The sequence below is a fragment of the Vibrio sp. RC586 genome, from assembly GCF_000176715.1.
GTDB lineage: Bacteria > Pseudomonadota > Gammaproteobacteria > Enterobacterales > Vibrionaceae > Vibrio.
On the sequence record NZ_ADBD01000003.1, the window covers coordinates 34,879 to 52,500 of the forward strand.

General features: G+C 47.9%; 9 protein-coding genes, 1 tRNA gene, 2 rRNA genes and 1 riboswitch (1 of these 13 only partly in view). Of the genes, 6 read left to right on the forward strand and 6 right to left on the reverse strand.

Translation table 11 applies throughout. From position 1 onward, the window contains the following. Nucleotides 1-47 precede the first annotated feature (47 nt). Entirely contained in the window at nt 48-581 is a 534-nt protein-coding gene (locus VOA_RS16975; protein ID WP_000168292.1) for a single-stranded DNA-binding protein, read from the reverse strand. Between the two features lie 291 nt (nt 582-872). Between VOA_RS16975 and VOA_RS16970 the strand changes: the two genes are divergently transcribed. The 4 genes from VOA_RS16970 (at nt 873) to VOA_RS16955 (ending at nt 7,394) form a co-directional block, all read left to right on the forward strand. Beyond that, complete coding sequence (locus VOA_RS16970; protein WP_000555102.1) at nt 873-1,517, forward strand: LuxR C-terminal-related transcriptional regulator; 645 nt, start codon at nt 873-875, stop codon at nt 1,515-1,517. Between the two features lie 173 nt (nt 1,518-1,690). After that, nucleotides 1,691-2,563: a UTP--glucose-1-phosphate uridylyltransferase GalU gene (galU, locus tag VOA_RS16965; protein ID WP_032468126.1), complete on the forward strand. Its 873-nt coding sequence runs from the start codon at nt 1,691-1,693 to the stop codon at nt 2,561-2,563. A gap of 156 nt (nt 2,564-2,719) precedes the next feature. Continuing rightward, entirely contained in the window at nt 2,720-5,542 is a 2,823-nt protein-coding gene (uvrA, locus tag VOA_RS16960) for an excinuclease ABC subunit UvrA (RefSeq protein ID WP_000357707.1), read from the forward strand. 64 nt (nt 5,543-5,606) lie between these two features. After that, nucleotides 5,607-7,394, forward strand: a complete 1,788-nt coding sequence (locus VOA_RS16955; RefSeq protein WP_009355699.1) for a PglL family O-oligosaccharyltransferase — start codon at nt 5,607-5,609, stop codon at nt 7,392-7,394. A 59-nt stretch (nt 7,395-7,453) separates the two neighbouring features. Here VOA_RS16955 and VOA_RS16950 read toward each other — a convergent pair whose 3' ends face one another. Next, nucleotides 7,454-8,572 (reverse strand): pyridoxal-phosphate-dependent aminotransferase family protein, encoded by a 1,119-nt coding sequence (locus VOA_RS16950; protein WP_000155557.1) that lies wholly within the window; start codon nt 8,570-8,572, stop codon nt 7,454-7,456. Between the two features lie 174 nt (nt 8,573-8,746). Beyond that, a riboswitch (Lysine riboswitch) is annotated at nt 8,747-8,924 on the forward strand. 111 nt (nt 8,925-9,035) lie between these two features. Here VOA_RS16950 and lysC point away from each other — a divergent pair. After that, nucleotides 9,036-10,391, forward strand: coding sequence for a lysine-sensitive aspartokinase 3 (gene lysC / locus VOA_RS16945; RefSeq protein WP_000102979.1), 1,356 nt, complete (start codon nt 9,036-9,038; stop codon nt 10,389-10,391). Between the two features lie 78 nt (nt 10,392-10,469). Here lysC and metH read toward each other — a convergent pair whose 3' ends face one another. Continuing rightward, nucleotides 10,470-14,150, reverse strand: a complete 3,681-nt coding sequence (gene metH / locus VOA_RS16940) for a methionine synthase (protein WP_000510785.1) — start codon at nt 14,148-14,150, stop codon at nt 10,470-10,472. A gap of 195 nt (nt 14,151-14,345) precedes the next feature. Here metH and VOA_RS16935 point away from each other — a divergent pair, with 195 nt between their 5' ends. Beyond that, nucleotides 14,346-15,680 (forward strand): cation:proton antiporter, encoded by a 1,335-nt coding sequence (locus VOA_RS16935; protein ID WP_000118238.1) that lies wholly within the window; start codon nt 14,346-14,348, stop codon nt 15,678-15,680. 551 nt (nt 15,681-16,231) lie between these two features. Here the strand turns inward: VOA_RS16935 and VOA_RS16930 are convergent. From VOA_RS16930 to VOA_RS16920, 3 genes are all read right to left on the reverse strand, one after another. Continuing rightward, a tRNA-Asp gene (locus VOA_RS16930) sits at nt 16,232-16,308 on the reverse strand. Nucleotides 16,309-16,338: 30 nt separating this feature from the next. Beyond that, a 5S ribosomal RNA gene (rrf, locus tag VOA_RS16925) occupies nt 16,339-16,454 on the reverse strand. A gap of 110 nt (nt 16,455-16,564) precedes the next feature. Continuing rightward, nucleotides 16,565-17,622 (reverse strand): 23S ribosomal RNA (locus tag VOA_RS16920); it runs 1,829 nt beyond the window's last position.

A 17,622-nucleotide genomic window follows, 5' to 3' on the forward strand; every position in this document is an offset into this window, starting at 1 on the left:
ATATAAAAAAGCCGCGGGATCCGCGGCTTTTTTCGTCATTAGCAATTCTAGAATGGGATGTCGTCATCAAAATCCATCGGCGGTTCATTGTACTGCGGCTGAGCGTACTGTTGAGGTGCCGCCTGTTGCATCGGTTGATGCTGCTTAGCCGGCTGCTGAGGTTGTCCCCAACCACCTTGCTGTGGTGCATTCATGCCGCCCTGTTGAGCTGGCATACCACCTTGTTGAGTGCGGCCACCCAGCATCTGCATGATGCCGTTGTAACCTTGTACAACCACTTCCGTTGAGTAGCGATCTTGGCCATTTTGATCTTGCCACTTACGTGTTTGCAGCTGCCCTTCAATATAAACTTGAGAACCTTTACGCAGATACTCACCAGCCACTTCTGCCAGTTTTCCGTATAGAGTCACACGGTGCCATTCCGTTTTCTCTTTCTGCTCACCAGTGGTTTTGTCACGCCAAGTTTCGGAGGTTGCGATGGTGATGTTCGCCACTGCGCCGCCGCTTGGCATATAACGCACTTCAGGATCTTGGCCTAAGTTACCAATCAAAATTACTTTGTTCACGCCACGGCTTGCCATGTTTTGCTCCGTAATCAAGTCATGTCTATCAATTTCAAGTAGTCGGCAAGGATAACACCGTTTTGCCGCCCGAACCAATCGAATTCCCCCATTCTCACTACCGCGTGAACCGTTTCACTCTTCCTGCTTGCCTATTTTTAAGAGTAGTTCACCGAAATAACCCGCTGATAAACCTATCGGTTACTTCATCTATTGAGATGCTCCGCAAACTGTTTGTATCACATAGCACCTAAAATAATTTTTCGTCATATTAAGTACACTGTTTCATATCAACTGGGTATGTTATTCATCATGCACCGAACCAACTACGCACGCACTATTTACTTGCTCACCACTCAGCCTCAAACATTGGAACCTGGAATTCAATCAGCAATCACACAGCTAAACCTTCCCGTGCCGATTATTGAGCCAGAGCGATTATTGCGCGAATATCAATCCGACAAACACAAAATTTTGCTGCTTAATCATGCAGAAAATAACCAAATCCGCCAACAGCTTGGCCCGCTTAAACTGACCAATCCCTATTTTGAAACCATTCTATTTAATGTGGACAAGCGGCTCAGAACCGAAGATTTACTCACTTTTGGTAACCTTAAAGGGCTGTTTTATGCCAACGAAGATACGGGGTTTATTGCACATGGGCTTGGAGAGATCATCAATGGTCAAAACTGGTTACCACGCCATGTGAGCAACCAGCTATTACACTACTATCGTTACGCATTCCAAACTCACCAGACTCAGGCAACGGTTGACCTTACCGCTCGTGAAATTCAAATCCTGCGCTGCTTACAAACTGGCGCTTCAAACATGCAAATTGCCGAGAGTCTGTTTATCAGTGAGTTCACAGTAAAATCTCATCTATATCAAATATTTAAAAAATTGAATGTAAAAAATCGAGTGAAGGCGATTGCTTGGGTCAATCAAAATTTATTGTGAAAACACAACACATTGAACCCCATGCTTTTTGACTAATTTTCTGCGCCAAAATGTAGTAACAATGCGACTACACACACATTTTTTTTGCCGATAACACCAACGTAATGCAGTCCTCAATAAGAAGTGGTAGAGTCGGCAAAAAATTTCTCCCTCGCACACCATAGAGCAAAATTATGATTAAGAAGTGTCTATTTCCGGCAGCTGGCTACGGAACGCGATTCCTACCAGCAACGAAATCAATGCCTAAAGAGATGATGCCCGTTGTCAACAAGCCATTGATCGAATACGGCGTTGATGAGGCAATTCAAGCAGGTATTACTGGTATGTGTATTGTGACAGGTCGTGGTAAACACTCGATCATGGATCACTTTGACATGAACTACGAGCTAGAGCACCAGATCCGTGGCACCAACAAGGAAGAATTGTTGGGTGATATCCGTAAAATCATTGAAAGTGCTAACTTTACTTTCATTCGCCAACGCGAAATGAAAGGTTTGGGTCACGCTATTTTAACGGGCAAAGAGCTGGTCGGTGATGAGCCGTTTGCCGTGGTTTTAGCGGATGACTTGTGTGTCAATGAACAGCAAGGTGTCTTGGCACAAATGGTCGCACTGTACAAACAGTTCCGCTGCTCTATCGTTGCGGTACAAGAAGTCCCTGAAAATGAAACCCACAAATATGGTGTGATTGCCGGTGAGATGATCAAAGACGATCTGTTTCGCGTGGATAACATGGTGGAAAAACCAGAACCGGGTACCGCGCCAAGTAATCTTGCGATTATCGGACGCTACATCCTAACTCCGGATATTTTTGATCTGATTGAACAAACGGAACCAGGCAAAGGTGGCGAAATTCAAATCACTGACGCTCTGCTGAAACAAGCTAAAGCAGGTTGTGTACTCGCCTACAAATTCAAAGGTAAACGCTTTGACTGCGGTAGTGTAGAAGGCTATATCGAAGCGACCAACTTCTGCTACGAAAATATGTACAAGAAGAATGACCAAAAAGTTGAACTTGCCAAGCAATCAACGCACAAAGGTCAGTAATTCTTAGTTAAAACGTGATTTTCAAAGCCAATGGGTAACGCTATCCATTGGCTTTTTCATTTTCAAGATAACTGTTTTTTTATCCAGTATTCACTTGCACTTTGTTCACGCTATGTAATACTTGCTGCACTTCGTTTAGCAAAGAGCAAACCACAGATGGACAAAATCGAAGTACGCGGCGCTCGTACCCACAACCTCAAAAATATCAACCTGACCATTCCTCGTGACAAGCTGATTGTCATCACTGGCCTTTCTGGCTCAGGTAAGTCATCTCTGGCTTTTGATACGTTATATGCAGAAGGCCAACGACGTTATGTCGAGTCCCTTTCAGCTTACGCGCGTCAATTCCTTTCCCTAATGGAAAAGCCGGATGTTGACCACATTGAAGGGTTATCGCCCGCGATTTCGATTGAGCAAAAGTCCACTTCCCATAACCCACGCTCTACCGTTGGGACTATTACGGAAGTGTACGACTATTTGCGTCTGCTTTATGCCCGAGTCGGCGAGCCACGCTGTCCTGAGCACCAAGTGCCACTCAAAGCACAAACGGTAAGCCAAATGGTCGACAAGGTTCTGGAGTTGCCCGAAGGTAGCAAAATGATGCTGCTGGCCACCATAGTCAAAGAGCGTAAAGGCGAACACGTTAAGACATTGGAAAACTTAGCGGCTCAAGGATTTATTCGTGCACGGATCGATGGTGAAACCTGCGACCTTACCGATCCACCAAAACTCGAACTGCATAAGAAACACACCATTGAAGTAATTGTCGACCGTTTCAAAGTGCGCAGTGATCTGCAGCAGCGCTTGGCCGAGTCCTTTGAAACAGCCTTAGAACTTTCCGGCGGAATCGTGGTGGTAGCGCCTATGGAGGGTGAAGGCGAAGAGCAGATTTTCTCAGCCAACTTTGCTTGTCCACATTGTGGTTACAGCATGCGCGAGCTTGAACCGCGCCTGTTCTCTTTCAACAACCCAGCCGGTGCTTGCCCAACCTGTGATGGTTTAGGAGTACAACAGTATTTCGATCCAGATCGAGTGATCCAAGATGCCAACTTAAGTTTGGCGCAAGGGGCAATTCGTGGCTGGGATCAAAAGAACTTTTATTATTTCCAGATGCTGACTGCGCTGGCTGAGCACTACGACTTTGACCTGCACACGCCCTTCAATAAGCTGAGTAAAAAGATTCAGGACATCATCCTACACGGCTCTGGCCGTACCGAGATTGAATTTAAGTACATCAATGATCGCGGAGATATCCGCCTCAAAAAACATGCTTTTGAAGGCATTTTGCATAATCTGGAGCGCCGTTATCGCGATACTGAATCCAATTCTGTGCGTGAAGATCTCGCAAAATACATCTCCAACAAACCTTGTGGTAGCTGTGATGGCACACGTTTGAAAATTGAAGCACGCAATGTGTTTATCAATGATACTGCGCTGCCGACCATTGTTGAGCTGAGTATTGCCGACGCGCTGACGTTTTTCCAAGAGCTGAAACTCGAAGGTCAACGTGCACAAATTGCAGAAAAAGTGATGAAAGAGATCAATGATCGTCTGCAATTTTTGGTCAACGTGGGCCTCAACTACTTAAACTTGTCACGCAGCGCCGAAACCCTCTCCGGTGGTGAAGCACAGCGCATTCGATTAGCAAGCCAGATCGGTGCAGGGTTAGTTGGGGTGATGTATGTCCTTGATGAACCCTCGATAGGTCTCCACCAACGTGACAACGAACGTTTGCTACAAACCCTGACCCACTTACGCAATCTCGGTAATACCGTTTTAGTGGTTGAGCATGATGAAGATGCGATTCGTATGGCGGATCATGTTATCGACATTGGCCCAGGTGCAGGAGTACACGGAGGCATGGTGGTTGCCGAAGGTAATGTCGATGAAATTATTGCCAACCCGAACTCATTAACTGGCCAGTATCTCAGTGGCACGAAAAAAATTGCCGTACCAACTGAACGAACGCCACGCGATAAGAGCAAAACCGTTGAACTGAAAGGCGCGGTAGGGAATAACCTGAAGAATGTCGATTTGTCGATCCCTGTCGGTCTGTTTACCTGTGTGACGGGCGTTTCGGGTTCCGGTAAATCAACCCTGATCAATGACACCTTCTTTAAGATCGCACATACTGCACTCAATGGCGCCACGACCGCCACACCAGCACCTTATCGTGCGATCCAAGGCCTAGAGCACTTTGACAAAGTGATCGATATTAATCAGAGCCCAATCGGCCGCACTCCCCGCTCCAACCCCGCAACTTACACGGGCATCTTTACCCCGATCCGTGAATTGTTTGCCGGAACGCAAGAGTCACGCTCTCGTGGTTATCAGCCAGGTCGCTTTAGCTTCAACGTGCGTGGTGGGCGCTGTGAAGCATGTCAAGGTGATGGTGTGATCAAAGTTGAAATGCACTTCTTACCGGATGTGTATGTTCCGTGTGATGTCTGTAAAGGCAAACGCTATAACCGTGAAACGTTGGAAGTTCGTTACAAAGGTCGCACCATTGATGAAGTGCTTGAGATGACCGTAGAAGATGCACGTGAATTCTTTGACCCAGTTCCAGTGATTGCGCGTAAACTGCAAACACTGATGGATGTCGGGCTGTCTTATGTTCGTCTCGGTCAATCAGCAACAACGCTCTCCGGTGGTGAAGCGCAGCGGGTGAAGCTAGCGCGCGAGCTTTCCAAACGCGATACTGGCAAAACCTTATATATCTTGGATGAGCCAACCACGGGACTACACTTCCACGATATTCAACAACTGCTTACTGTACTGCATCGCCTACGTAATCATGGCAACACGGTCGTGGTGATAGAACATAACTTGGATGTGATCAAAACCGCGGATTGGATTGTCGACTTAGGCCCAGAAGGCGGCCAAGGTGGGGGGCTAATTATTGCAGAGGGAACTCCAGAAGATGTGGCGCAGGTCGAAGCTTCGCACACCGCACGCTTCCTCAAGCCTTTGTTGAATTAGAAAAAAAGGCTAAAGTATCGAAACCAGCGAACTCTGCGCTGGTTTCTTTTTTAAGGTGAACTGCATGGCAACTTTGCTATTAAGTGGGACCCGGTTAGAGCCACATACGCCCAGCCTTCCACTCAATAAACCGTTTCTTTTCTCATTAGCAATTTTGTACCTCGTTGCTATGCATTTCTTCATGCCCAATCCAGGCGGAGCTGGGCTCGCTCTCTCCTTTAACAATACCACGTGGATCGCCCTGAGCATTACCTTAGCGATTGGTTTATATCAGCTTGCCAACAACCAAGCTCTCCGCTATTCAAAGCTCACCATAGGATTGTGGCTTAGCTGTACCTTGTTAACTTTGCCGATTTTTTACTCAAATGCCGATGGGGTAAATGTGCTCAGTCGTTTAGTCGGCCTATGGACCGGATTTACCCTGTTTGTTGTGCTGCAACAATTTCGGTTTAGCAACAAGCATAAGCAACGTTTACTTTGGTTCATCTTGTTAGCGACTCTGATTGAGGCTGTGATTGGACTTATCCAGTATTTTTGGTTAGCGCCGGGCAATCCGTTTGGTTACGACACGACTGCCAATCGACCGTATGGTATTTTTCAACAACCCAACGTAATGGCGAGTTTCCTCGCGACCGGCTTAGTAATCTCAGGTTACTTATTGGCAAGGCAACCTGAAAAGTACGACTCTCCACTGAGCAAAATCGGCATACTTTACTTAACACCACTACTTACAGCACCTCTTTTAGTGGTACTAGCCTCGCGCACCGGATGGATTGCCAGTGTCTTGAGCATTGCTTTAGTCAGTCCTTATCTTTATCGATTCGCATCACGCCAACGCTTTAATCTCTGGCTTTTGGCTATTGCATTAGGTATTGGCGCCGGATTTGCAGCCATGTACAGCCAAGGAACATCTGGTTTTGTGGAAAACAAAACCGATTTAGAAAGCCCACGGCGCTACACTTTTCCACAAACCATCGACATGATTACCGAGAAGCCATTTACCGGATACGGCTATGGCGCGTTTGAAGCGCAATATCTGCTTTACACGGCACGTCAGCACCAATTAAACAGTAGCTATCCTCCTGGATTAGCCTCGATGGATCACCCACATAATGAGATTTTGTATTGGGGCGTTGAGGGAGGTTTACTGCCTGTGCTAGGCATATTGCTCGCCGCCTGTCTATGCGCTTTACGTATCTATGCCGCCAAGCGGGGTACTCGCTTAGCCATGTTAGCTCTGTTTGTACCAATCGCTTTACACGCTCAATTAGAGTATCCGTTTTACCACTCAGCCATTCACTGGGTCACGTTTATTCTCTTGATTTATTGGGTTGATCAGCGGGTGGCTCGCTATCGTTTGGCACATTTTTCAACACTGAGTAAGTCTTTGCTACGTATTACGAGTCTGGTCTTGCCGATTGTGACTAGCCTGTATATGGTCACCGCGCTACATACTAACTATGTGCTCACTCAGTTTGAAAAATCGCAACCGCGCGATCCTGAACTCCTCAAGCAAGTCACCAACCCCTTAGTCTGGCAAGATCGATTTGATTGGGATGTCTACAGCACCTATCTACAACTTGGATTGTATGAGCAAAAGGCAGAGCTCATTCAACCTTATGTAGATTGGTCATTGCGGGTGATTCAACACACACCACGCCCAGCCTTCTATACCAACCTGATCTTAGCCTACCAAGGATTGGGAGATGCTAGCCGCGCGCAGCAAATTCGCACTGAAGCGGAATTTCTGTTCCCCAATCAGGATTTCAGCACCGTCCAATACCAAGCGCCCGCAAAGGCAACAAGCACCGCATCCGGCGCAGAACAAGCCCCCTCAGCGGCAACACCTTAATCTCAGATCGAATCAGGGTGGCCTAAGCCACCCTGATTTCTATCTCACACCGCTTTGCATTAACGCAGTGACTCTTCCAGTGCGCGCAAACATAACGCAATGTTTTCCGAGCGCGCACCGTAGCCCATTACGCCAATCCGCCATGCTTTGCCAGCCAATGCCCCAAGCCCTGCACCAATTTCTAAATTGTATTCATTGAGCAGATGGCTGCGCACTTTCGCTTCATCAATGCCTTCCGGCACATAAATCGCGTTCAACTGCGGCAAACGATACGGCTCTGCCACCACAAACTTAAAGCCCAGTTGCTCTAAACCTTGTTTAAGCTTGTCGTGCATCACACGATGGCGCTGCCACGCTTGCTCTAACCCTTCCTGCTGTAAAATCAGCAGCGCTTCATGCAGCGCGTACAAGCTATTAACCGGAGCGGTATGGTGATAGCTGCGTTTGCCTGCGCCACTCCAATAACCTAACACCAAGCTCTGATCGAGGAACCAGCTTTGAATCGGCGTTTTACGTGATTGAATCTTCTCAATTGCACGAGGTGAAAACGTCAACGGAGCCAAACCTGGCACACAAGAGAGGCATTTTTGACTGCCAGAATACACCGCATCCAGTTGCCACTCATCCACCAGCAGGGGAACACCGCCAAGCGAAGTCACCGCATCGACAATCGTCAGCAGGCCATGCTGCTTCGCTAGAGCACCTAACGCTTGCGCATCACTTAAGGCTCCGGTTGAAGTTTCTGCTTGTACAAAAGCCAGTATTTTCGCATCCGGATGCTCATGTATCGCGGCTTGCACTTTTTCAACGCCGACTGGGCAACCCCATTCATCATCAACCACCACAACGTCTGCCCCACAACGCACAGCGTTATCGCGCATCCGCTCACCAAACACCCCATTGCGACACACAATCACTTTATCGCCAGGCTCTACAAGGTTAACAAAACAGGCTTCCATACCCGCACTGCCCGGCGCAGAAACAGCAATCGTGAATTCGTTTTCAGTTTGGAAGGCATATTTCAACAGCTGTTTCAGCTCATCCATCATACCGATAAACAGAGGATCAAGATGACCAACGGTGGGGCGGCTGAGCGCTTGCAGAACTTGTGGCGGAATATCAGAAGGCCCCGGCCCCATCAAAATCCGATGCGGGGGGATAAAGCTACGAATAGTCATAACGACTCCTTGTTGTGGCGACCAGAACCATCAGAGTAATGCAATTAAGTTGCAGCAACAATTCGACCTATGTCCAGAGTGTTAATCGTTGTCACACTAATGCATTTTTATTTGCACTTTTGGAACATTTTGTCGTTGACAAGATTTCACCAACACCGTTCAATGTGTGAGCTATCTAGCAGAAGAGGAGCACTGCCCAGGCAGATGTTTTGTGGAGCCTCAACTCCAAAACAGAACATTCAGGGGGAGTAGTGCCGAGGTGAATTAAAGTTGCGGCTTTGGTTTATCGGTTGAATGGGCTGAATCCCTTCAACTGTCATCAGCTCGAATCTGATGAAGAGCTTCTGAGGGAAATCTTTCTATAGTCACTCCTCTATTTTGCTCTATTAAAAAACACTCTCTTCACAACATTGGACGTTGGGTTACCAACAACTCGTTTTTCAGGAAGTCTGGGAGAATTGCCGTGAGCACATTTAACGTCGCCAAATTTGGTGGTACTAGTGTCGCCAACTTTGAAGCCATGAGCCGTTGTTCGGCCATTATCGAAAACAATCCACAAACACGCTTAGTCGTTAGCAGCGCCTGCTCTGGCGTGACCAATTTATTGGTCGAACTGGCCAATGGCGTTGCATCTGCTGAACGCCGCCAAGCGATTTTGCAACAACTGGCTGATATCCATTATGTCATTATCGACCAGCTCGCGGATCCAACCCGCGTCGAGAAAGAAGTCAAAGCGGTATTGGACTCCGTAGCCAGTGCAGCGGAAGCCGCCTCATTTCAATCGAGCAAGAAACTGACCGACCACTTAGTAGCGTGTGGTGAGCTGATTTCTACTTATATCTTGGCTCAACTGATGCGTGAGCGTGGTGTTGATGCGGTACGTTTCGACATTCGTGAAGTGCTACGTACGGATGACCACTACGGTCGTGCTGAACCACAATTGGCAGAAATCGCTCAGTTGGCCAAAGAAAAACTGGTTCCATTATGTGAGCAGTATGTCGTGGTGACTCAAGGCTTTATTGGCTCTGACGCCCAAGGTAATACCACCACTTTAGGTCGTGGTGGCAGTGATTATTCAGCCGCTTTGATTGCCGAAGCCGTGCAAGCTTGTGGCTTGGAAATTTGGACTGACGTACCGGGGATCTACAGTACCGATCCACGTATCGCGCCAAAAGCAGCGCCGATTCCTGAGATAAGCTTTAGCGAAGCCTCAGAAATGGCCAATTTTGGTGCCAAGATTTTGCATCCATCCACCTTGCTTCCAGCGGTACGTCATGGCATTCCGGTGTTTGTTGGCTCTTCAAAAGAACCAGAAAAAGGTGGCACTTGGATCCGTAAACAAGTCGAAAGCGCGCCGCTGTATCGCGCACTCGCATTACGTTGCAATCAAACCATGGTGACACTGCGTAGCGCGCAGATGTTCCACGCTTACGGCTTCCTCGCCAAAGTGTTTGAAATTCTCGCCAAGCATAAGATTTCGGTCGATCTGATCACCACCTCAGAAATCAGTGTGTCACTGACACTGGATAAAACCGATACCTCCGGTGGTGCGCCAGAATTGCCAGAAGCGGTGCGTACCGAATTGGAAGAGCTGTGTACCGTAGAAGTGGAATACAACCTGTGCTTGATTGCCTTGATTGGTAACAAGATGAAAGAGAGCCGCGGCTACGCAAAACAAGTGTTCGGCGTGCTGGAAGATTACAATCTACGCATGATCTGTTATGGCGCGAGCGCACACAACCTCTGCTTCTTGCTGCATGAATCTGTCTCTAAGCAAGCGGTTCAGAAGCTGCATAAAGAGCTGTTTGAGCAAGAATAAAACTCAACTCGCCAAGAGATAAAAACTAAGAGGCCACATAATGTGGCCTCTTGTTATTGTGGATTACTGTTTTATTGATTAAGCATCAAGGTTAGGCGCTAGCCATTTTTCGGCTTCTTGCAAACTCCAGCCTTTACGCTCAGCGTAGCTGTGCAGCTGATCTTGTTGGATCTGCGCGACCGCAAAATAGCGAGAATCAGGATGCGAGAAATACCAACCGGATACCGAAGCGCCCGGCCACATCGCATAGCTAGTGGTCAGTGACATGCCGATGGTCTCTTCAACATTCAGCATCTGCCACAAGGTCGCTTTCTCGGTGTGCTCTGGACAGGCAGGATAACCAGGCGCTGGTCGAATCCCCTGATAACGCTCGCGGATCAGCTCATCATTGGAAAGATTTTCATCGCTCGCGTAGCCCCAAATCTCTTTACGCATTTTTTCATGCAGATATTCCGCAAAGGCTTCCGCCAAACGATCGGCCACCGCTTGGATCATGATCGCATTGTAATCATCGCCTTGCGCTTTATAAGCATCGGCCAAAGCTCGCTCACCAATGCCACCTGTCACCGCAAACGCGCCAATCCAATCGCGCTTACCACTCTCTTTCGGAGCGACATAGTCTGACAAACAGTAGTTGGCTCCTTTCGGCTTTTCGGTCTGCTGACGCAAGTTGTACAGCACATGCGCCACTTGCGTACGCGATTCATCACTGTACACCTCAATGTCATCACCCACGCTCGCTGCTGGAAACAGTGCACACATACCGCTGGCTTTCAGCAACCCTTCTCGCTCCACTTTATCAAGCAAGGCATTGGCATCATGAAATAGACGTTTGGCTTCTTCACCGACCTCTTCATGATCCAAAATGGCAGGGTATTTGCCCATTAACGACCAGGTCATAAAGAAAGGCGTCCAGTCGATATAAGGACGTAACGTTGCTAACGGTATGTTCTCAAATACATGCACGCCTGGTTTAGCCGGAGCGGGTGGCGTATAACTCGCCCAATCGATCGCGGCTTTATTGGCTCGTGCCTGCTCTAAGGTCACTGGGCGAGATTTGGGGGTTTTACGCGCATGCTGATCGCGCGTGCGCTCGTAATCGAGATCCAACCGCTCGATAAATCCGGGACGCAGCTCATCAGACAACAGCGAAGTACACACCCCCACCGCACGCGATGCGTTATTCACGTACACCACAGGCGCATGATAATTCTGTTCGATTTTCACCGCGGTATGCGCTTTAGAGGTCGTTGCCCCACCAATCAAGAGTGGCAGCTCAAACCCTTGTCGCTCCATCTCTTTCGCCACGTGCACCATCTCATCCAAAGACGGTGTGATAAGCCCAGAGAGACCGATGATATCGACATTTTTCTCGCGCGCGACTTTGAGGATCTGCTCACAAGGCACCATCACACCAAGGTCAATAATCTCGAAGTTATTACACTGCAGCACGACGCCAACAATGTTCTTGCCGATATCGTGCACATCCCCTTTCACGGTCGCCAGCAAAATTTTGCCATTGGAGGTACTACCACTTTTTTGGGCGTTAATGAAAGGTTCGAGATAAGCCACCGCTTGTTTCATTACGCGCGCTGATTTCACGACTTGCGGCAGGAACATTTTCCCTTCACCGAACAAGTCGCCGACTACGTTCATGCCATCCATCAACGGCCCTTCAATCACTTCCAGCGGTTTACTGGCTTGCTGGCGCGCCTCTTCGGTATCTTGCACAATAAATTCGGTGATGCCTTTGACTAAAGCATGCTCTAGGCGCTTAGCCACTGGCCATGCGCGCCACTCTAACGCAGAAGCATCCTCTTCTTTACCGACACTGTTTTCGCGATACGCTTCGGCAATTTCAAGCAATCTTTCCGTACCATCGCTACGTCGATTGAGGATCACATCTTCCACTGCCTCACGCAGTTTCAGCGGCACGTTGTCATAAATCTCAAGCTGCCCAGCGTTGACAATCCCCATGTCCATGCCGTGTTTGAAGCAGTGATAAAGGAAAACAGCATGGATCGCTTCACGCACATAGTTGTTGCCGCGGAAAGAGAAGGAAACGTTCGATACACCGCCAGAAATCATCGCATGCGGCAGTTCACGCTTAATGTCCGCCACCGCATTAATGAAGTCCAGTGCGTAGTTATTATGCTCATCAATCCCTGTCGCAACGGCAAAGATGTTAGGGTCGAAAATAATATCTTCTGGCGGGAAGCCCACCTCATCGACCAGAATATGGTAAGCCCGACGACAGATCTCCAATTTGCGCTCACGGGTATCGGCTTGGCCCACTTCGTCAAACGCCATCACAATCACGGCAGCACCATAGCGACGCACCAATTTGGCTTGGGCAATAAACTTCTCTTTGCCTTCTTTTAGAGAAATAGAGTTGACGATGCCTTTACCCTGAATGCATTTCAGCCCTGCTTCAATGACTTCCCATTTCGAGGAGTCGACCATCACGGGAACTTTGGAGATTTCAGGTTCAGAGGCACATAGATTAAGGAAGCGCACCATGCAGGCTTCCGCATCCAACATGCCTTCATCCATGTTGATATCGATGATCTGCGCGCCGTTTTCTACCTGCTCACGCGCGACATCCAACGCCTCATCGTATTGCTCTTCTTTAATTAAACGCTTAAAACGCGCTGAACCGGTGACGTTTGTCCGTTCCCCAACGTTAACAAACAGTGTTTCAGGGCCAATATTCAGCGGCTCTAACCCCGAGAGATGACATTCCACTTTCAGCTCGGGTAAAGCCCTTGGTTTCACACCCTCGACGGCCTTGGCCATCGCCGCGATATGCTCAGGTGTCGTACCACAGCAACCACCGACTAAGTTAAGAAAACCCGCTTGTGCCCATTCCGCAATATGCTCCGCCATCTCTTTGGCAGAGAGATCGTATTCACCGAACGCATTTGGTAATCCCGCATTGGGGTGCGCGGAAACATAGCATTCAGAAATGCGTGAAAGCTCTTCCACATACTGGCGCAACTCATCTGGGCCTAATGCGCAGTTCAAGCCAAACGAAATCGGCCGAACATGACGCAATGCGTTGTAGAAAGCTTCCGTCGTTTGTCCAGACAACGTACGCCCAGACGCATCGGTAATCGTACCGGAAATCATCACAGGTAAGCGGATGCCCAATTCTTCAAACACACTATCAACCGCAAACGCACACGCTTTGGCATTGAGTGTATCGAAGATAGTTTCAATCAAGATCAGATCACTGCCACCCTTTATCAAAGCGCGGGTAGACTCCGAATACGCCTGCACAAGTTGATCAAATGTGACATTACGAAATCCCGGATCGTTGACATCAGGAGAGATCGAACAAGTACGATTGGTTGGCCCAAGCACGCCGGCAACATAACGAGGTCTGCTAGGATCTTTGGTTGTCCACTCATCGGCGACTTCACGCGCTAGTTTGGCAGCAGCAAAGTTAATCTCGTCACTGAGCGATTGCATGTCATAGTCAGCCATGGCAATCGTGGTGGAGTTAAACGTGTTGGTTTCGAGAATATCCGCCCCAGCTTCAAGATAAGCCGAGTGAATATCTTTAATGATTTGTGGCTGAGTAAGCACTAAGAGGTCGTTATTTCCTTTTAGATCACAGTGCCAATCCGCGAATCGTGCACCACGATAGTCTTCCTCTTGTAACTTATAACTCTGAATCATAGTACCCATACCACCATCAATCAGTAGGATACGCTGTTTCAATTGTTGCTCAAGTTGCTGTCTTACTTCTATTCCCACAATACCGCCTCATTCCTTTTGCTGTTGCCACATCCTATCACACAAAATTCAGAAATCTAGACGTCTAAAAATCGATTAAATTGACTAGACTATTCTGCGTGTGAGCTAAGCCCTGTGCTATAAAAAAGTATTTGCTATTTATTCGCCAGAGAAAGACAATTTCGTTCACAAATTGTTACATACACTGAGAAGAGAATGTCCGTCTACTACACTTTGTGCTTCCTCTCTGCAGCAGCCATGTTGATCGCGTTTTTAAATAGCAAGATCAGCAAAATGCAGACTACTATCGCTATCACAGCAGGTTCTATGATGCTGTCTCTACTGATCTTGATCGCAGGCCAAAACGACTGGTTTCATCTCACTCAAATCGCAACAGAGACTGTCACCAGCATAAACTTTGAGAATTTCCTACTCAAAGGAATCCTGGGATTCCTACTATTTGCAGGTGGTTTAGGTATCAAGCTACCCAATCTAAAAGATCAAAAATGGGAAATTGCGGTACTCGCTCTCGGCGCGACTTTATTTTCCACTTTCTTTATCGGTTTTGCACTGTACGGTTTCTGTCAGCTCATCGGAATCCAATTCGATCTCGTATATTGCTTGTTATTTGGAGCTCTCATTTCCCCTACCGACCCAATCGCGGTACTCGCAATTGTGAAAAAGCTAAAAGCACCGAAACGAATTTCAACGCAAATTGAAGGGGAATCACTGTTCAATGATGGTTTCGGTCTAGTTATTTTCGTGACTATCTTTACCATCGCTTTCGGGCATGAAACACCTACGATTGGTAGTGTAACCCTACTCTTCATTCAAGAAGCAATTGGGGGCATGGTCTATGGATTCTTACTAGGATTAGTCTTCCATTACTTAATTTCAGCAACCGATGACCACTCGATGGAGCTACTCCTCACTATCGGCATACCAACGGCTGGATATGTATTTGCCGATGTTATCCATGTATCAGGCCCATTAGCGATGGTGGTATCGGGCATCATGATTGGTAACTGGACTCGTTTTATTGGCTTCTCAAAAGAGAGTGAAGAGCATCTCGATCACTTCTGGGAATTGGTCGATGAGTTCCTCAACGGCGTCTTGTTCCTACTGATCGGCATGTCGATGTTGCTGTTTGAATTCCACCAAGAAGACTGGATTTTAATGGCATTCGCTGTACCTGCCGTTCTATGTGGCCGTTATCTGAGTGTGTTTGTCTCTTATATTGGATTTAAACGCTACCGTACCTATAACCCTTGGTCGATTCGCATTTTGACTTGGGGTGGATTGCGTGGCGGCTTAGCCTTAGCAATGGCACTTTCTATCCCTTCAGGAATCATGGTCATCCCAGAGAAGCTGATCGATGTTAAAGAGCTGATTCTCGTAATGACCTATGCTGTGGTTGTTTTTTCAATTCTAGTACAAGGCTCAACCATTACTCCGATGATTGAAAAAGCGAAAAAAACCGAGAAAGCAATGCAAGCAGAGCTCAACCCCGAAATGGAACAACCTCTGACTCAACAAGAGAATCACAACTAGAAATTACCTTTCTTTGCTAAAAAGCCGCAGTGTACTTATCACACTACGGCTTTTTTATTACCTACAGTTTATTATGTTGTTAGCGCTCAGCAATGATTCAAGCAAAATACAAAAGCATCAACATGCTTCTCATATGGAGAGTATGAAGCGGTGAACAAGTCTAACTCAGCGACTAGCATGCCTACTTACGGCTCTTAACAACCTATTAGAAACAAATTTTGTAGACAGAACACTAGAAGCCGTGCACATCTCCTTTAGCCGATGCCCAAAACCTCGGCTTTTTGCTATCTCAATTCTACATCCCCAAATTGTGATAACTCTAGGTAAACGGCACAAAACGTATTCCTCTGCACGCAAGCAACTGCTAAACGGTCATTTGAATTAAAGTGCAACAGCGTTGATAAAAGGATACTGGTGTACAAAATAGAAAAAGAAGATAAGAAAGAAGAAGATGAGAATAAGACCTCGAGGGAGGAGTAAGAGTATCGGAGTGATAGTGCTTTCTCCCCATAACAAAAAACCCAGTCCGAAGACTGGGTTTCTCAAATAAGTGGCGGAGCGGACGGGACTCGAACCCGCGACCCCCGGCGTGACAGGCCGGTATTCTAACCAACTGAACTACCGCTCCGCATTGGTTAGCGCTTGGTGCTAAATTAAAGCCTGGCGATGTTCTACTCTCACATGGGGAAACCCCACACTACCATCGACGCTGTTTCGTTTCACTTCTGAGTTCGGGATGGAGTCAGGTGGGTCCAAAACGCTATGGTCGCCAAGCAAATTCTTTCTCTCTATTTCTAGAGAATAATCTGGAAAGCTGTCTTCGTTCTCACACACATTCTTATGCGCTTAGCTTTGAGTCCACTACAAAACCCCTTGGGTGTTGTATGGTTAAGCCTCACGGGCAATTAGTACAGGTTAGCTCAACGCCTCACAACGCTTACACACCCTGCCTATCAACGTTCTAGTCTCGAACAACCCTTTAGGACAGTTAAACTGTCAGGGAAGACTCATCTCAGGGCTCGCTTCCCGCTTAGATGCTTTCAGCGGTTATCGATTCCGAACTTAGCTACCGGGCAATGCGTCTGGCGACACAACCCGAACACCAGAGGTTCGTCCACTCCGGTCCTCTCGTACTAGGAGCAGCCCCCTTCAATCTTCCAACGCCCACGGCAGATAGGGACCGAACTGTCTCACGACGTTCTAAACCCAGCTCGCGTACCACTTTAAATGGCGAACAGCCATACCCTTGGGACCGACTTCAGCCCCAGGATGTGATGAGCCGACATCGAGGTGCCAAACACCGCCGTCGATATGAACTCTTGGGCGGTATCAGCCTGTTATCCCCGGAGTACCTTTTATCCGTTGAGCGATGGCCCTTCCATACAGAACCACCGGATCACTATGACCTGCTTTCGCACCTGCTCGAACCGTCATTCTCGCAGTTAAGCGGGCTTATGCCATTGCACTAACCTCACGATGTCCAACCGTGATTAGCCCACCTTCGTGCTCCTCCGTTACTCTTTGGGAGGAGACCGCCCCAGTCAAACTACCCACCAGGCACTGTCCTCAACCCGGATAACGGGTCTAAGTTAGAACATCAAACATACAAGGGTGGTATTTCAAGGACGGCTCCAACGCAACTAGCGTCACGTCTTCATAGCCTCCCACCTATCCTACACATGTAGGTTCAATGTTCAGTGCCAAGCTGTAGTAAAGGTTCACGGGGTCTTTCCGTCTAGCCGCGGGTACACTGCATCTTCACAGCGATTTCAATTTCACTGAGTCTCGGGTGGAGACAGCGTGGCCATCATTACGCCATTCGTGCAGGTCGGAACTTACCCGACAAGGAATTTCGCTACCTTAGGACCGTTATAGTTACGGCCGCCGTTTACCGGGGCTTCGATCAAGAGCTTCGCTTGCGCTAACCCCATCAATTAACCTT

Excerpts from the sequence above, each read along its gene's own strand:
- VOA_RS16975 (WP_000168292.1), bottom strand. The coding sequence starts at position 581 with ATGGCAAGCCGTGGCGTGAACAAAGTAATTTTGATTGGTAACTTAGGC.
- VOA_RS16970 (WP_000555102.1), top strand. The coding sequence starts at position 873 with ATGCACCGAACCAACTACGCACGCACTATTTACTTGCTCACCACTCAG.
- galU (WP_032468126.1), top strand. The coding sequence starts at position 1,691 with ATGATTAAGAAGTGTCTATTTCCGGCAGCTGGCTACGGAACGCGATTC.
- uvrA (WP_000357707.1), top strand. The coding sequence starts at position 2,720 with ATGGACAAAATCGAAGTACGCGGCGCTCGTACCCACAACCTCAAAAAT.
- VOA_RS16955 (WP_009355699.1), top strand. The coding sequence starts at position 5,607 with ATGGCAACTTTGCTATTAAGTGGGACCCGGTTAGAGCCACATACGCCC.
- VOA_RS16950 (WP_000155557.1), bottom strand. The coding sequence starts at position 8,572 with ATGACTATTCGTAGCTTTATCCCCCCGCATCGGATTTTGATGGGGCCG.
- VOA_RS16935 (WP_000118238.1), top strand. The coding sequence starts at position 14,346 with ATGTCCGTCTACTACACTTTGTGCTTCCTCTCTGCAGCAGCCATGTTG.